The sequence below is a fragment of the Streptomyces sp. NPDC051243 genome, from assembly GCF_044455405.1.
Classification (GTDB): Bacteria; Actinomycetota; Actinomycetes; order Streptomycetales; family Streptomycetaceae; genus Streptomyces.
The window spans coordinates 100,309-114,956 of the sequence record NZ_JBITES010000012.1; the positions used below are offsets into that span (position 1 = coordinate 100,309).

Sequence of the window (14,648 nt, forward strand, 5' to 3'; positions counted from 1 at the left end):
GCGTCCCATCAGGTAGCGTCGAAGGTATGAGGACTCCGTTCTTCCGGGGCCTCATGCGCTTGCTGATCGTGCCGGTCGCCGCGACGGTCGCGGTGCTCACGGCCGGCGCGCCCGGCGCACATGCGGCCACGGACCTTTCCCAGGTCGCCGAGGCGTGGCGCGACGGTCCCGTCTATGTGGACCCCGCCGCCTCGGACCAGCTGTCGTCGGCGGACGCCGAGGCGCTCGCCGACAAGATCGAGGACGCCGACAAGCCGGTCTTCGTCGCCGTCCTCCCGGCCGACCAGCCGACCGAGAACCTCCTGCTGAACCTCCGCACCGAGACCGGTGTCACGGGCCTGTACGGCGTCCGGGTCGCTGATCGCTTCGACGCGGCGGCCGACTCCGCCGTGATGTCCGAGCAGGCGGTGAACAACCTGGTCACCTCGGTGCGGTCCGCCGGTGACCCCAAGGCCCAGCTGAACGACTTCGTCGACGCCGCGCTGCGCAACATCGGCGGCACGGCACCCGCCAGTTGGAGCGACGGCGGGGACGGCGCGGGCGTGGACGTCGGCGGTCTGATCGCCGTCGCCACGGTGCTGGCCGCGGGCGGCGCGGGCGCGTACGCCCTGGTCCGGCGCAACCGGCGGCGCCACGAGGAGGAGCAGCGGGCGGCGCTGGAGAAGCTGCGGGTCGTGGTCGACGAGGACATCACCGCTTTCGGTGAGGAACTGGACCGCCTGGACTTCCACCCGGCCGAGCCCGGCGCCGACGACGCGACGCGCGCGGACTACGAACGCGCCCTGGACGCCTACGAGCAGGCGAAGCGGCTCATGGACGGGGCCCGCAAGCCGGAGGACGTCAAGGCGGTCACCCAGGCCCTGGCGGACGGCCGTTTCTCCCTCACCCAACTGGCCGCCCGCCGGGAGCACCGGCCGCTTCCGCAACGCCGGCCGCCGTGCTTCTTCGATCCACGGCACGGAACCGCGGTCGCCGACGAGACCTGGACCCCACCGGGCGGCACGGCCCGCGAGGTCCCCGTCTGCGCGGCCGACCGCACCCGCCTGGCCGAGGGCCGCGACCCCGTGATCCGCGAGGTCGACACCGAGTACGGCCGTCGGCCGTACTGGGACGCCGGACCCGCCTACGGCCCCTGGGCCGGCGGCTACTTCGGCGGCGGCATCCTCCCCGGCCTCCTCATCGGCACGATGCTGGGCAGCATGATGGCCGCGCCGGCCTACGCAGCCGACTACGGGGCGGGTTACGGATACGGCGGTGGCGGCTACGAGGGCGGCGACGTGTCCGGGGCGGACTTCGACGCCGGGGACTTCGGGGGCGGATTCGGCGGCGGGGACTTCGGCGGGGGTGGGTTCGACGGGGGAGGCTTCTGAGGGCTGAGGGCTGAGGGCTGAGGGCTGAGGGCTGAGGGCTGAGGGCTGAGGGCTGAGGGCCGAGGGCTGAGGGCCGAGGGTTGCGCAGCTGCGGTTACAGCCGCGCCAGCCGACCGTCGGCGCGCGCAGCGGTGTGCTTCGGCGGGTCCTCCTCGCGGCCCCTGGGGCGTACCTGTCCGGGCCGGCCGGCCAGGAGCCCGGCGATCGCCTCCGGCACCACCAGGGCGATCAGCACGGCGAGCGGTATGCGCCAGCCGTCGGTGACGTCGTGGAGGAGCCCCATGGCCAGCGGGCCGAGGCCGGCCAGCAGATAGCCGGTCGTCTGGGCCATCCCCGACAGATCGGCGGCGGTGCGCGGGCCGTCCGCGCGCAGCCCCAGCAGCGTCATCGCCAGGGGAAAGGCGCCGCCGGTCGCCACACCCAGCAGGCACACCCACGCCCAGCCGAAGCCGGGGGCCAGCAGCAGGCCCGCGAGGGAGAGCAGCTTCGCCGCCGTCACGGCGATCACCAGGCGTCGCTGGCCGCGCATACGGGCGGCGGCGAGGGGGACGAGGAACCCCAGCGGGATGCCGACGGCCAGCATCACCGACATCATCAGCCCGGCCTCGCTGGGTGGGTAGCCGCTCGCCCGCATGATCTGCGGCAGCCACGCGACCAGCGCGTAGAACATCAGCGACACCAGGCCGAGGAACGCCGACACCCACCAGGCGAGCGCGCAGCCCAGTAAGGATCCGGATCCGCCTGCGCCCCTCGGCGCCGCGGGCGGCGTCCTGCGATGCCTGCCGCCCGCTCCGGGAGCCGCCGGCAGCCCCCACACCGCCGCGGCCAGCACCGCGGGCACCGCCCACAGCGCCAGGGCGAACTGCCAACCGGTCGCCTCGGACAGCGGCACCGCGGCTGCGGCGGCGAGGGCTCCTGAGCCGGCCATGAGGGTCATGGTGAGGCCGGTGAACAGGCCGATCCGCTGGGCGAAGCGGTCCTTGATCAGCGCGGGCAGCAGCACGTTGCCGACGGCGATCCCGGCCCCGGAGAGCACCGTCCCCGCGAAGAGCGCCGTCGGCCACGGAACGGCCCGAACGGCGGTGCCGAGCGCGAGGACCCACAGGGCGGCGCACACGGCGGCCTGCGTGCCGAACCGGCGGGCCAGCCGGGGCGCGAGCCAGGCGAAGGCGCCCAGGCACAGCACCGGCAATGTCGCCAGCACGCTGACCTGGGTGCCGGACAGGGCGAGCGCCTGCTGGACGTTCCCGATGAGCGGTGGTGTCGCGGTGATCGCCGCGCGCAGATTGACGGCCAGCAATATCAGACCGGCGATGAGCCACAGTCTGGTGGTCATGTGTGTTTCCCCCGTGGACGCGACGGCGGCCCCCTCCTCCGTCCAGGAGGGGGCCGCCGGGCATGTGGTGTGTTCCGTTCAGACGCGCATGCCGTGGTCGACCGGACAATGCGCTCTGCCGGCGGTCCGGAACGCCACGCCGGTGGCCCCGGCGGTGGCGGACGTGCCGAGCTGCTTGAGGATCTCGTCGGACAGCAGGTCCTCCTTGCCCTTCAGGGCGTCGGCGACCTTGGTGTCGGAGACGAACACCAGCTCCGCGGCGATGTTGTCCTGAACGATCCGCGCCAGGTTGTCCAGCGCCACCCCGATCGGGTCCGACGGCAACTGAGCCGTGGGGATGTCGATCAGATGGGTGCCGACCTTCTTCTGGTTCATCATCGGCCTGATGATGATCTCCGCCTGGTTCAGCACCGATGTCGTCCAGATCGACAGCACCACCGTGTAGAGGTCGGCCCAGGCGGCCTCACCGATCTGCGCCCGCCATTTCCGGCACAGGCCCTGCACTGCGGAGATCTGCGCGTCGGCGGCGTACTGCATGTTCACCCGGATCGCCGGGTACACGCGCCCCGCGAAGACCTGGAACGAGGCGATGTCGAAGGCGCGGGCCCGGATGGAGTCGGCGATGAAGGTCAACGCCTCGTCGAGGATCTTCGCGCAGGAGTTGTGCAGCGCCTGCGGCAGCTTCGCCGCGGCGAGGTTGTTCTTCGCGGTGGTCAGCTTGTCCGCGAAGGCCTGCAGCGGTGCCGTCCAGGCGTCAGTGCCGGGGCCGATCATCGCCACCATGTCGAGGTCGTGGGCGTCGATGCGGTCGGCGTTGGAGACGTTGGGGACCTTGTCCGACAGATACTCCGCGATCGTGGAGAAGATCCCCAGCGGCACATGGGCGATGGACTTCGCCAGCTCGAACTCCTCCGCCACCGGCTGCTCGACGTACCGCCTGCCCTCGTGGACGAGGGTGAACGTGCCGCCCTTCGCGTCGTTCTGCACCACGATGACGGGCCCGAGGTTCTTGACCAGGTCGGCCTTCAGAGCCGCGTAGTTGGTGCGCATCGCCGCGTTCACCGCGCGGATCGAGTCCCGGGCGGCGGTCTGGGCGCTCAGCGCCTCCGCGGCCGGGGCGGCGTCGAGGACGGCTGCCGTCTGCGGCTGGGCGGCGGTGTGACCCAGGAAGGCCGCGGCGCCGATGCCGCCCGCGCCACCAATGAATGTCCGGCGTGTTGCCATGACTTGCTCTCCGTAACGAATCGGTCGTCAGGTGTTCCCGCCGTGGGGGAAGCGGTGGTGTGGGGGGAACTGACCCGCCGGGAGCCACGAAGGGCCGGGACGCGGGGAGCGGTGCGAGGGCGGGTCCCTCTCCGAAGGCGTGGTGCCGCGGGGGCCGCCGGAGAGGGAGAACCGCGAAGGGGGGGAGGGCTACTTCAGCGCGGTGTGGGAGGGGACGACGACGCCGTAGAGGTCGGCGATCGTCGCCAGCGCGCTGTGGTGGATCTGGTCGGCGGACAGCCCGCCGCCCACCGACGGCAGCGGCCGGGTGGCGCAGGCGTCCGCGACCACGGTGGGCCTGTTCCCGCGCAGGAAGGCGCCCTCCGCCGTGAAGGTCACGCACATGTGCGTCATGAACCCGGCGATGACCAGGTTCTCGTGGCCCGCCCGGTCGACCAGCCTGCCGAGGTCCGTGTCGACGAAGGCGTTGGGGGCCTTCTTCACGACGGTGCGCTCACCCTTCGCGGGCCTGACCTTGTCGTGGATCCGCCCGATCGGCCGGCGGACGTCGTACGGGGTGTCGGGTCCGCCGTCGTTGACGATGTGGATGACGGTCGCGCCCGCCTTCCGGGCCGCGCTCAGCAGCTCGGCCGCGGCGGCCAGGGCGGGCCGCCAGCCGTCGAGTTCCATCACACCGCGGGTGTAGGTGTTCTGGTAGTCCACCATGATCAAGGTGGCGGAGGCGAGCGAAGCCGGCTTGCCGGGAAGGCCGCTCAGCTTGCGCAGTGTCGTCGTGCCCGACGTGTCGGCGACCGCCGCCTGCGCGGGGGAGTCGCCCAGGCGGGTGGCGCCGAACACCGCGACGCCGCCCACGAGGGCCGCACCGCCGACCTTCAGGAACCCGCGGCGGGAATCACCGCCCTGCGCCTGTTCCGCCATGTCAGGCCAGCTCCTTTCCGGACGCGACGACGACGCCGTACGCGTCGGCGATGGCCGCGAGCGCGCTGCGGTGCAGTTCGTCGGCGGACACGTTCACGATCGACCGGGTGGCGCAGGTGTCCGCCGGCACCGTGGGCCTGTTGCCGCGCAGGGCCGCGGACGCCGACGTGTACGCGATGCACATGTGCGTCATGAACCCGGCGACGATCACGGACTCGTTCCCGGCCTCGTCCACGAGCTTGCCGAGGTCGGTGCCGTGGAAGGCGTCCGGTGCCTGCTTGACGACCACCGGCTCGCCGTCGACGGGCGCCACATCCGGGTGGATCCGGCCGATCTCCGCACGGATGTCGTACGGCGAACCCTCGCCGCCGTCGTGCTGGACGTGGATGACCGCGGCTCCGGCCGCGCGGGCGCGGGTCAGCAGCTCCGACGCCGCCTGCAGGGCCGGCTGCCAGCCGTCGAGCTCCATCGCGCCGCGGGTGTAGGTGTTCTGGTAGTCGACGAGGATCAGCGTCGAGGACGCGAGGGCCGCGGGTGTGGGGTCGGCACCGCCGAGTTCGCGCAGCGTCTTGCTGGCCACAGGTCTTCTCCAAGGGTCCGGGGACTCGAGCGAGTTCTTCGAGTTGTTCAACAGTTTGTTGAACATGTATGCGACGCTATGGCTCGCACCGGGGTGTCGGCAATGACGTGCTATTTGCAGAAACCGACGCCCGCGTCAGTGCGGCAAACAGGGGGTTACAGCGTGAAACAGGGGGATGCAGGGTGAGAGCCGTGAACCGGTTGACCGTGATCGTGCTGTTCGAGGGCGTCGACCTCCTCGACGTCACCGGCCCGCCGGAGGTGTTCTCCCTCGTCCCGCGCGAAACGGCGGGGCGGGTCGGCTACGAGGTCGTGCTGGCCGCCGAGACCACGGCGCCGGTGACCACCGCGGCCGGCGTGCGGATCATGCCCGACGCGACGTTCCGCGAGGTCGCCGAACGGGCCATCGACACACTGCTGGTGCCCGGCTCGGTGGAGGTGGACGACGACCGCCGTATCCACCCCATCGTCGAGCCCGGCACGGTGGCGTGGGTGAAACAGCTGGCCACACGCACCCGGCGGGTCACGTCGGTGTGCGTCGGCGCCCATGTCCTCGCCGCGGCGGGGCTCCTCGACGGCAAGCGCGCCACCACGCACTGGTCGACCGCGCAGCGGCTCGCCGCCGACCATCCGGCGGTGCGGGTCGACCCGGATCCCATCTTCATCCGCGAGGAGGGCGAGGTGTGGACCGGCGCTGGGATCAGCGCCTGCCTGGACCTGTCGCTGGCGCTGGTCGCCGAGGACTTCGGCGAGCAGGTCGCGCTGCGCGTCGCCCGCCAGCTCGTGATGTACCTGAAGCGGCCCGGCGGTCAGTCCCAGTTCAGCGTGCCGCTGGAGCGGGTGTCACCGACGCGGCGCATCGAGGACCTCCGCCATCACATCCTGAACAACATCGGCCGGCGCCTCACCGTCCCGGACCTGGCCGCGTTCGCGCACGTCAGCGACCGGCAGCTGACCCGGATCTTCAAGACCGAACTCGGTACGACGCCGCACGCCTACATCGAGGCGGCCCGGGTCGAGTTGGCGGGCAACCTGCTGGAGACCACCGACGACACCCTCGAACGGGTCGCCTCCGTCTGCGGGTTCGGCACGGTCGACACGCTGATACGGGCGTTCCGGCGGCGTCTTGGCGCGACGCCGAGCGAGTACCGGGCGAGGTTCCGCGCCGCCCCGGTCCGGGAGGCGCCCGAAACGGCGTGAGTGCGACGCGTGCGTGAGCGCGAGCGTGCGTGAGTGCGACGCGTGCGGCATGCCGAGGGCCCGGCGTCCGAGGACACCGGGCCCGTGCTGCTGTCGGATCGGAGACCCGTGGTGCTGTCGGATCGGAGACCCGTGCTGCTGTCGGATCGGAGACCCGCGCTGCTGTCGGATCGGAGACCCGCGCTGCTGTCGGATCAGAGGGAGGACGCCGCCGAGGCGATCGCCGACGCGAACGTCGAGACCTCGGTGTAGACGCCCGGCGCATTCGGCCGGGCGCAGCCTATGCCCCAGCTGACGATGCCGACCTGGATCCAGGCGTTGTTGGCGTCGCGGCGGAACATCGGGCCGCCGGAGTCGCCCTGGCAGGTGTCGACGCCGCCCGCGGCGTAGCCGGCGCAGATCTCCTCGTTCGCGACGAGGCCGCTGTAGCCGCTGTAGGAACGGCAGGTGGCGTCGCTGACGAACGGCACGTTGGCCTTGAGCATGTAGCGCTGCTGGCCACCGCCCTCGGTGGCCGCGCCCCAGCCGGCCACGGTGAAGGTGCCGGTGTTGTACTGCGTCGTCGTGGCGATCTTCAGCGTCGGCAGGTTGATCGGCTGGGCGAGCTTGATGAGCGCCCAGTCCTTGCCGGTGCCGTTGTAGCCGGGCGCCCGGTACACGTACGTGGAACGGACCTGGACCCGGCCGCTGGTGGACTGCAGGTCCACGACGCCGGCGGTCGCGGTGATGCCGGTGTTGGGGCCGGTCGAGCCCACACAGTGGGCGGCGGTGAGCACGATCTGCTGGGTGTAGAGCGCGCCGCCACAGCCCATGGAGAGCCGGACCATGAACGGGAACTCGCCCTGCGTGGCGCGGGTTCCGCCGACTACGCGCTGGTCGGCGGCGTGTGCGGCCGAGACGGGCTGAAGGCTGACGATCGCGAGAGCGGTGGCGCCGATGGCCGCGCATCTCTTGAGCGCGGTGATGAGCTTCTTCAACGTGATGCCTTCCGTGGGGGGTTGGACATGCGAACGTGGAGAGCGCTGGAATGTCGGGAGCATGCCAAGCAGGGGGAGTGAGCTTCCGCTGACATGCGCCGGTCAATTGTGTTGCTGGATTATGGGAATCCTGTGAGCGTCACCACAAGGGGTCAATTCCGGCCACGGGAGCGGCGAATCCGCAACGCCCAGAAGCCCGACGCCAAGCGGAACCCGAAAGTCCGATCTTTCTGTTTCGCAAGCTGGTTGATACTTCAAGCGTCACGCTGACATACTCCGTTCCCCCCGTCCTCACGGTCCGCGACCGCAGCGTGACTCACTCCCCACGGCCATCCCTGTGGCCATGTCTCCGCAGCTCAGGCCGGTCACGTGCGCGACATAAGGCAGCGAAGAAGGTGCATTATGTCCCTGTATCCGCCCCCGCACGAGAGTTACTACCCGCCCTCTCCACCGGGGCCTGAACCCACCAGCCCGCAGTCGATACGCAACTCTCCCGAATTCCGCTCGATGCGCGGCGCCCAGCGCTCCTTCGGTACGGCGGCGACGCTGGTATCGGTGGGTGGGTTCCTCACGTACGTCCTGCTGTCCGGTTTCGCCCCCGGCATGATGAACCAGCCGCTGGCCGGCCACCTGACGATCGGGCTGGCTCTGGGCCTGTGCCAGTTCCTCCTCATGGCCGTGACGATCTGGCTCTACGTCCGGTACATGCGCCGACGGGTCGACCCGGTCGCCGACCGCCTGCGAGCCCAACTGCACGAGACCCGGGCGCGGGCACAGTCACTCGCGCAGGCGCAGGCACAGCAGGGCCGCACCGCCGCGGAAAGGCGGTTCGGCACGTGGTGACGCAAGCCGCAGGCCAACTGGTGGATCACGCCGCGAGCGTCACCGACCGGGCCACTCTTCAGCTGACGCTCGTCCTCTTCATCACCGTGGTCGTCGTCACCCTGTTCACGGTGCTGCTGACGGCCCCGCAGCGGGACGAGATCAGCGAGTTCTATCTCGGCGACCGCGACATGTCGCCGTTGCGCAACGGGCTCGCCATGTGCGGTGACTACCTGTCGGCCGCCACGCTGCTCGGCAGTACCGGAATCGTCGCGGTGACCGGCTACGACGGTCTGCTCTACCTGGGCGGCACGGTGGTCGCCTGGATGATGGCGCTGCTGATGATCGCCGAACCCCTGCGCAACTCCGGCAAGTTCACGCTGGGCGACACCCTGGCGCTGCGGCTGCCGCAGGGGCAGCGGTCGGTCCGGCTGGCGCTGGCCCTGTGCACGCTCGCCGTGTGCCTGCTGTACCTGGTCGCCCAACTCGTGGGCAGCATCGCGCTCCTGGCGCAGTTCATCGGCGCCCCGAGCGGGACGGCCCGGGCGATGTGCGTGGTGGTCATCGGCACCATCGTCGTGGTGTACGCGGCGATCGGCGGCATGCCGGGTGCCACGGTCATCCAGGTGGTCAAGGCCGTGATGCTGGTCGCCGGGGTGGGCATCACCGCCGTGATGGTGCTGCACCACTTCAGCTGGAACATCGACAGACTCCTGTCGACCGCCGCCGCCAACAGTGACCTCGGCGACCGCTACCTCGGCCCCGGCCTGCGCTACGGCGGCAGCACCACCAACAAACTGGACTTCTTCAGCCTGCAGTTGGCCATCGTGCTCGGACTGGCCGCTCTCCCGCACATCATGATGCGGCTGCTGGCCCCACGCACCACTCGTGTCCTGCGCGGCTCGGTCGTATGGGCGGTGGGGCTGATCGGGTTCGTGTGCCTGATGGCGGGCGTGCTGGGCCTGGGCGCCACCGCGATCGTGGGCCGGGAGCAGATCGCGGACGTCGACCCCAGGGGCGACGCGGCGGTGCTCCTGCTCGGCTACGAGCTCGGCGGCGGCGTACTCGTGGCGCTCCTGTCCAGCCTGGCCTTCATCACGCTGCTGGGCGTGGCCGGCGGACTCACTCTCGCCGCGGCCTCGTCGATCGCCCACGACCTCTACGGCGCGGTGATCCGCAAGGGCAGGGCGACCGAGACCCAGGAGGTGGCCGTCGCCCGGCTCTCCGCGGCCGCCATCGGCGTCATGGGCATGCTGCTGGCCCTGCTGTCCTGGGGCACGAGCACCGCGACGCTGGCGTTCCTGGCCTTCGCGATCGCGGCGTCCGCCATTCTGCCGACGATCGTCTACAGCCTGTTCTGGCGAGGCTTCACCGCACGCGGAGCGCTGCTGAGTCTGTACGGCGGTCTGGCCTGCTCGGTGCTCCTCGTCGTGCTCTCCCCGACCGTCTCCTCCACCCCCACCTCGCTCTACCCGAACGCCGACTTCGCCTGGTTCCCGCTGCAGAACCCCGGCATCGTGTCGATCCCGGCGGGCTTCCTGCTGGGCTGGATCGGCTCGGCGCTGAGCGCACGCCAGGAGCCGCGGGTGTTCGAGGAGTTCGAGGTGCGGGCGTTGGTGGGTGCGGACGAGCGGTGATTCTTCCTGCGGAGCGAAGACCCGCAGATCACACGCGATGTCCTGGGGGAGCGGTACGCCCGGCCGAGTGCTGTTGGGCGTACCGCTCCCCAGCGGCATGCCACCAGCCGGGCGGTGAAGGTCCGTTGACGACTGAGGTCGGCTGTTCGGGGTGCAATCCGAGCGACCACAAGGCACTGGCGTCGACGTGGACGATGATCCACGACCGCCAGACCCCCTCGGCTCCTGGACCGCACACCCGATCCAGGCGGACCTCGTTCCCGCGGAAGGGCATCCAGTCGATGCCACGCTCACGCAGTCAAGCGCGTACGGCGGCGGGCGGCCGGGGACACCCCTTCTCCACTTCGTACGAGGCGATGACGACCCATGCGGAACCCGGTCGGAAGGTGGCGGTCATGCAGACCATGATGCCGAGGTACGACCCTGACGCGCTTCCCGATTTCGGCGGGCACCCAGGACCGCCACGCCCGCCGCCACCCCCAAAGACAGCGCGACCAACACGGCACTGACCCAAAGCGGCGACCGGTACCCGAGCCCGGCCCCGATGGCCGTACCGCCGAGCCACGGTCCCGCAGCCGCGCCCACATTGAACGCGGCCGTCGCGAAACCACCGCCCAGCGTCGGCGCGTCGGACGCCGCGGTGGGCCAGGACAACGGGGTGTTGCTCTCGCTGGGCGAGGCCAAGTGGGATCAGGTCATGGGCGTGGGGCATCTGGAACGGCTGCGTCACGCGCAGGCGCTGCTCACCAGGCGCGGGGTCGACACGTCGGCAGTGCGGCTGGCCTGCTACAGCGGGGCTGGATTCACCGACGAACTGCGGGCCAAGGAGGAGCGGGGTGAAGTGGTGCTGGTGGACTTGAGGCGCCTGTACGAGGGTGAGTGAGGACGCGTTCTTATAGGACAGATCCCGACCTGTACCCCTCCTATGGTCTTCCCATGACCACCCCCGACGGCACCGCGCCTCTCCCCTTCGAATCGGCCGCTGACCTCGACTCCTGGCTGACCACCCACCCCGCCACCCCCGAGCACCCCGGCCTGTGGATCAAGGTCGCCAAAAAGGGCTCCGGCATCCCGTCCGTCACCGCGGCCGAAGTCAACGACGTGGCCCTCTGCCACGGCTGGATCACCGGTCAGCGCAAGGGTCTCGACGCCGCGCACTTCCTCCAGAGGATCACTCCGCGACGGCCGGGCAGCCTCTGGTCCATGGTCAATGTCCGGCGGGTCGAGGAGCTGACGGCCGCCGGACGGATGCGGCCCGGCGGCATCGCGGAGGTGGCCGCCGCGAAGGCGGACGGGCGGTGGGCGGCGGCCTACGAGTCGCAGCGCAACGCCCGGGTCCCGGACGAGCTGACCGTGGCGCTGGAGGGTGATCCCCGCGCCCGGGACGTGTTCGAGAAGCTGGGCAGGACCGAGCGTTACCAGATCATGCTCGGGCTTCTGCGCGCCCGGACCCCGCACCGCAGGGCAGCCCAAGTCGCCGTGATCCTCCGGGAATTGACGAAGCGCCGGTGAGCGGAAGGCTCACCGGCACCGTCGTGGCAGGGGCGCGGAGGCGTCACGCGTTGCGAATCGCCGAGATGTCGAAGTTGAGCTTGATCTTGTCGGAGACCAGTACGCCACCCGTCTCCAGGGCCGCGTTCCAGGTCAGCCCCCACTCCGAGCGCAGCAGCTCCGCCTTGCCCTCGAAGCCGACGCGCTCGTTGCCGAACGGGTCCTTCGCGGCGCCGTTGAACTCCAGCTCGATCGTGATCGGCTTGGTGGTGCCGAGGATCGTCAGGTCGCCGGTGATGCGGTAGTCGTCCCCGCCGAGAGCCTCCGCCGAGGTGGAGCGGAAGGTCATCGTCGGGAACTCCTCGATCTTGAAGAAGTCCGCGCTCTTGAGGTGACCGTCGCGGTCCGCGGAGCCGGTGTCGATGCTGTCCATCTTGACGTCGATGGACGCCTTGGACGCGGACGGGTCGTTGCCGTCCAACTGCAGCGAGCCGCTGAAGTCGAGGAACTTGCCCTTGACGTTGGTGACCATGGCGTGGCGGACGGTGAAGCCGATCGTGGAGTGGGCCGTGTCGATCGTGTAGCTGCCGGTCAGTGCGGTGAGGTCGGTGTTCGTCATGACGTGCTCCCTCGGAGTAAGGCCGAACGGATGATGTTGAATCTTGAACTACATCAACGCGACCGACCGTAGACCTATTCCGTTCGAGATTCAACATCATTGGCGAAGTGTCGCAAGGTGTTGGCGTGATTACGCTGAGGTGGTAGATGCCCAGTGCATGAACCCACAGCGAAGAGACTCCATGGGACCCACCCGCCGAGCCGCCTTACTCGCGCTGGCGCTCATGTCCGCTGCCGCCCCCGCTGCCGCCGCCCGCGCCGTTGCTGCAGACCCCTACGACACCCTCCGCCGCCGCTGGCTCGACATCGCCCTCGGCACCGGCTACGACCCGACGGCACAGCCGTACGCCTCCCGCCTCGCCGAAACCGGCACCCTCGCCCGCGGCTTCCGGGCCACCATGGCCCCCACCCCCACCTCCCTCTGGCCCGGCACCCCCTACGACCCGCCGGCCGGCATCACCCGCAGCTACAGCCGCCTGTGGACCATGACCCGGGCCTACGTCCAGCCCGGCACCGGCTCCACCGCCGACCCGGCCCTGCTCGCCGACGTCCTGCGCGGCCTCGACCACCTCTCCGCCACCGTCTACAACCCCTCCACCACCCGCTACGGCAACTGGTGGGAATGGCAGATCGGCAGCCCCCGCCTGCTCATGGACATCACGGCCGCCCTCTGCGACCACCTGAGCGAGGCCCAGCGAGCCGCCGCCTGCGCGGCCGTGGACCACTTCGTCCCGGACGCGATGCTCACCGACTACTCCGGCACCTCCACCGGCGCCAACCGCGTCGACCTCTGCCGAAGCGTCGCCCTGCGCGGCATCCTCGGCCGGTCCCCGGCGAAGATCGCCCTCGCCCGTGACGCGCTCTCCCCGGTCTTCCCGTACGTCACGAAGGGCGACGGCCTCCACGCCGACGGCTCCTTCGTCCAGCACACCTGGGTCGCCTACTCCGGCACCTACGGCCAGGTCCTCCTCGACGGCCTCGGCCGGCTCTTCGCCCTGCTCGCCGGATCCGAGTGGGAGGTGACCGACCCGAACAAGCGGATCGTCCTCGACAGCGTCGAGCGTGCCTACGCGCCCCTCATCCACGACGGATTGGTGATGGACAGCGTCAACGGCCGTGCCATCAGCAGGGGTTACCTCAAGAGCGACGACCGGCAGGTCATGCGTGGCGACCACTACCACGGGCAGGCGATCATCGCCGCGATCGCCCTCCTCGCGGTCGGCGCGGGCGCGGCGGAACGCGAGCGCTGGTACGGCCGTATCAAGGGATGGATCGAACGGGACACGGTCACCCCGATCCTGACCTCCCGCCAGTTCGACGTCGCCGACCTCGCCCGCCTGCACGCCGTCGCCGCATCACCGGCCACCGCCGCTCCCGAACCCACCGGCCACCACCTCTTCGCCGCCATGGACCGCGCCGTCCACCGCCGCCCGCGATTCGTCGCGAACATCGCCATGGCCAGTGACCGCATCGCCCACTACGAGTGCGGCAACGGCGAGAACCCGCGCGGCTGGCACACCGGCGCCGGGATGGTCTCGTGGTGGGCGGAGGGGCTCGGCGACCAGTACACCGACTGGTACTGGCCGACCGTGGACTGGTACCGGCTCCCGGGCACGACGGTCTCGTCCCTCCGGCTCCCCGACCGGGCCGGGGGCGAGTGGGGCGCCCCCAAGCCGGACGTGCGGTGGGTCGGCGGTGCGACCGACGGCGAGTACGCGGCTGTCGGGCAGCACCTGAAGGGGCTGGGATCGACGCTCGAAGCGCGTAAGTCGTGGTTCTGTGTCGCGGACGCCGTGATCTGCCTCGGGGCCGGGATCAGCTGCGCCGACGGGGTCCCCGTCGAGACCGTCGTCGACAACCGCAACCTCGGGGAGGGCGGCGACCAGGCCTTCGCACGCGGCCGGGGCTGGGCGCACCTGGAGGGCCACGGCGGCTGGGTGGTGCCGTACGGCGATCTGCGCACCCTGCGCGAGGACCGCACCGGCGCCTGGTCCGACATCAACACGGGCGGTACGACGACCTACGTCTACCTGCTCCTGCCCGGCGCCCGCCGCGACGAGGTGGCCGCCCGTGCCGCCGACCCGGGGTGGCTGTCGGTCCTCGCCAACGACACCGCATGCCAGGCCGTCCGCGTGCCCTGCCTGGGCACGACCGCGGCCAACTTCTGGCAGCCGGCCACGGCGGGTCCGCTCACCGCCTCCGCCGCGGCGAGTGTGCTGCTCCGGCGAGTGGGCCGTACCGCTACCCTCTGTGTGAGCGAGCCGCCGCGCACGGGCGAGCCGCTGGAGATCATCTGGGACCGCCCCGTACGAGGCGTCGTACGCGCCGACGACTCGGTCGAGGTTCTGTCCACGGACCGCCGACTGCACCTCCGTGTCACTCCGGGGGTGGTATGCGAAAGCCACCGTTGTGAGGTGGCTCTCTGAGGACGACTTTGTGCGACCCCCACAACGCGCAGGCCCTCTGAGCAGTCGGA

General features: G+C 70.7%; 13 protein-coding genes. 7 read left to right on the forward strand and 6 right to left on the reverse strand.

Annotated elements, in window-relative coordinates; translation table 11 throughout:
* The first annotated feature begins 26 nt into the window (after nt 1-26).
* On the forward strand, nt 27-1,370 hold the full coding sequence (locus tag ACIBAG_RS29465; RefSeq protein ID WP_399109097.1) for a hypothetical protein: 1,344 nt from the start codon (nt 27-29) through the stop codon (nt 1,368-1,370).
* A 94-nt stretch (nt 1,371-1,464) separates the two neighbouring features.
* Here the strand turns inward: ACIBAG_RS29465 and ACIBAG_RS29470 are convergent, their stop codons facing one another.
* From ACIBAG_RS29470 to ACIBAG_RS29485, 4 genes are all read right to left on the reverse strand, one after another.
* The gene (locus tag ACIBAG_RS29470) at nt 1,465-2,706 is read right to left on the reverse strand and encodes a CynX/NimT family MFS transporter (protein ID WP_399109099.1); all 1,242 of its coding nucleotides are present in this window, start codon (nt 2,704-2,706) and stop codon (nt 1,465-1,467) included.
* 78 nt (nt 2,707-2,784) lie between these two features.
* Entirely contained in the window at nt 2,785-3,930 is a 1,146-nt protein-coding gene (locus ACIBAG_RS29475; RefSeq protein WP_399109100.1) for a hypothetical protein, read from the reverse strand.
* A 189-nt stretch (nt 3,931-4,119) separates the two neighbouring features.
* Nucleotides 4,120-4,848 (reverse strand): isochorismatase family protein, encoded by a 729-nt coding sequence (locus ACIBAG_RS29480; protein WP_399109102.1) that lies wholly within the window; start codon nt 4,846-4,848, stop codon nt 4,120-4,122.
* Between the two features lies 1 nt (nt 4,849).
* Entirely contained in the window at nt 4,850-5,428 is a 579-nt protein-coding gene (locus ACIBAG_RS29485; protein ID WP_399109103.1) for a cysteine hydrolase family protein, read from the reverse strand.
* A gap of 182 nt (nt 5,429-5,610) precedes the next feature.
* Here ACIBAG_RS29485 and ACIBAG_RS29490 point away from each other — a divergent pair, with 182 nt between their 5' ends.
* On the forward strand, nt 5,611-6,627 hold the full coding sequence (locus ACIBAG_RS29490; protein WP_399109104.1) for a GlxA family transcriptional regulator: 1,017 nt from the start codon (nt 5,611-5,613) through the stop codon (nt 6,625-6,627).
* Nucleotides 6,628-6,821: 194 nt separating this feature from the next.
* On the opposite strand, the gene ACIBAG_RS29495 is transcribed toward ACIBAG_RS29490, so the two are convergent.
* Nucleotides 6,822-7,604 carry a S1 family peptidase gene (locus tag ACIBAG_RS29495; protein WP_399109106.1) on the reverse strand — a complete coding sequence of 261 codons (783 nt, stop codon included), beginning with the start codon at nt 7,602-7,604 and terminating at the stop codon, nt 6,822-6,824.
* 402 nt (nt 7,605-8,006) lie between these two features.
* Between ACIBAG_RS29495 and ACIBAG_RS29500 the strand changes: the two genes are divergently transcribed.
* The 4 genes from ACIBAG_RS29500 to ACIBAG_RS29515 all read left to right on the forward strand — a co-directional run bounded on the left by ACIBAG_RS29500 (nt 8,007) and on the right by ACIBAG_RS29515 (nt 11,575).
* The gene (locus tag ACIBAG_RS29500) at nt 8,007-8,447 is read left to right on the forward strand and encodes a DUF485 domain-containing protein (RefSeq protein WP_399109107.1); all 441 of its coding nucleotides are present in this window, start codon (nt 8,007-8,009) and stop codon (nt 8,445-8,447) included.
* Between the two features lie 17 nt (nt 8,448-8,464).
* Nucleotides 8,465-10,063 carry a cation acetate symporter gene (locus ACIBAG_RS29505; RefSeq protein ID WP_399109421.1) on the forward strand — a complete coding sequence of 533 codons (1,599 nt, stop codon included), beginning with the start codon at nt 8,465-8,467 and terminating at the stop codon, nt 10,061-10,063.
* 544 nt (nt 10,064-10,607) lie between these two features.
* Nucleotides 10,608-10,946: a hypothetical protein gene (locus ACIBAG_RS29510; protein ID WP_399109108.1), complete on the forward strand. Its 339-nt coding sequence runs from the start codon at nt 10,608-10,610 to the stop codon at nt 10,944-10,946.
* A 53-nt stretch (nt 10,947-10,999) separates the two neighbouring features.
* Entirely contained in the window at nt 11,000-11,575 is a 576-nt protein-coding gene (locus ACIBAG_RS29515) for a YdeI family protein (RefSeq protein WP_399109110.1), read from the forward strand.
* 43 nt (nt 11,576-11,618) lie between these two features.
* Here ACIBAG_RS29515 and ACIBAG_RS29520 read toward each other — a convergent pair whose 3' ends face one another.
* A complete protein-coding gene (locus ACIBAG_RS29520) occupies nt 11,619-12,173 on the reverse strand; it encodes a YceI family protein (RefSeq protein WP_399109112.1) in 555 nt (184 codons plus the stop codon).
* Between the two features lie 181 nt (nt 12,174-12,354).
* Here ACIBAG_RS29520 and ACIBAG_RS29525 point away from each other — a divergent pair, with 181 nt between their 5' ends.
* The gene (locus ACIBAG_RS29525; RefSeq protein WP_399109114.1) at nt 12,355-14,598 is read left to right on the forward strand and encodes a polysaccharide lyase 8 family protein; all 2,244 of its coding nucleotides are present in this window, start codon (nt 12,355-12,357) and stop codon (nt 14,596-14,598) included.
* Nucleotides 14,599-14,648 lie beyond the last annotated feature (50 nt).

Bases quoted from the DNA above. Each gene is read 5' to 3' on its own strand.
- ACIBAG_RS29465 (WP_399109097.1), top strand. From the start codon at position 27: ATGAGGACTCCGTTCTTCCGGGGCCTCATGCGCTTGCTGATCGTGCCG.
- ACIBAG_RS29470 (WP_399109099.1), bottom strand. From the start codon at position 2,706: ATGACCACCAGACTGTGGCTCATCGCCGGTCTGATATTGCTGGCCGTC.
- ACIBAG_RS29475 (WP_399109100.1), bottom strand. From the start codon at position 3,930: ATGGCAACACGCCGGACATTCATTGGTGGCGCGGGCGGCATCGGCGCC.
- ACIBAG_RS29480 (WP_399109102.1), bottom strand. From the start codon at position 4,848: ATGGCGGAACAGGCGCAGGGCGGTGATTCCCGCCGCGGGTTCCTGAAG.
- ACIBAG_RS29500 (WP_399109107.1), top strand. From the start codon at position 8,007: ATGTCCCTGTATCCGCCCCCGCACGAGAGTTACTACCCGCCCTCTCCA.
- ACIBAG_RS29510 (WP_399109108.1), top strand. From the start codon at position 10,608: ATGGCCGTACCGCCGAGCCACGGTCCCGCAGCCGCGCCCACATTGAAC.
- ACIBAG_RS29515 (WP_399109110.1), top strand. From the start codon at position 11,000: ATGACCACCCCCGACGGCACCGCGCCTCTCCCCTTCGAATCGGCCGCT.
- ACIBAG_RS29520 (WP_399109112.1), bottom strand. From the start codon at position 12,173: ATGACGAACACCGACCTCACCGCACTGACCGGCAGCTACACGATCGAC.
- ACIBAG_RS29525 (WP_399109114.1), top strand. From the start codon at position 12,355: ATGGGACCCACCCGCCGAGCCGCCTTACTCGCGCTGGCGCTCATGTCC.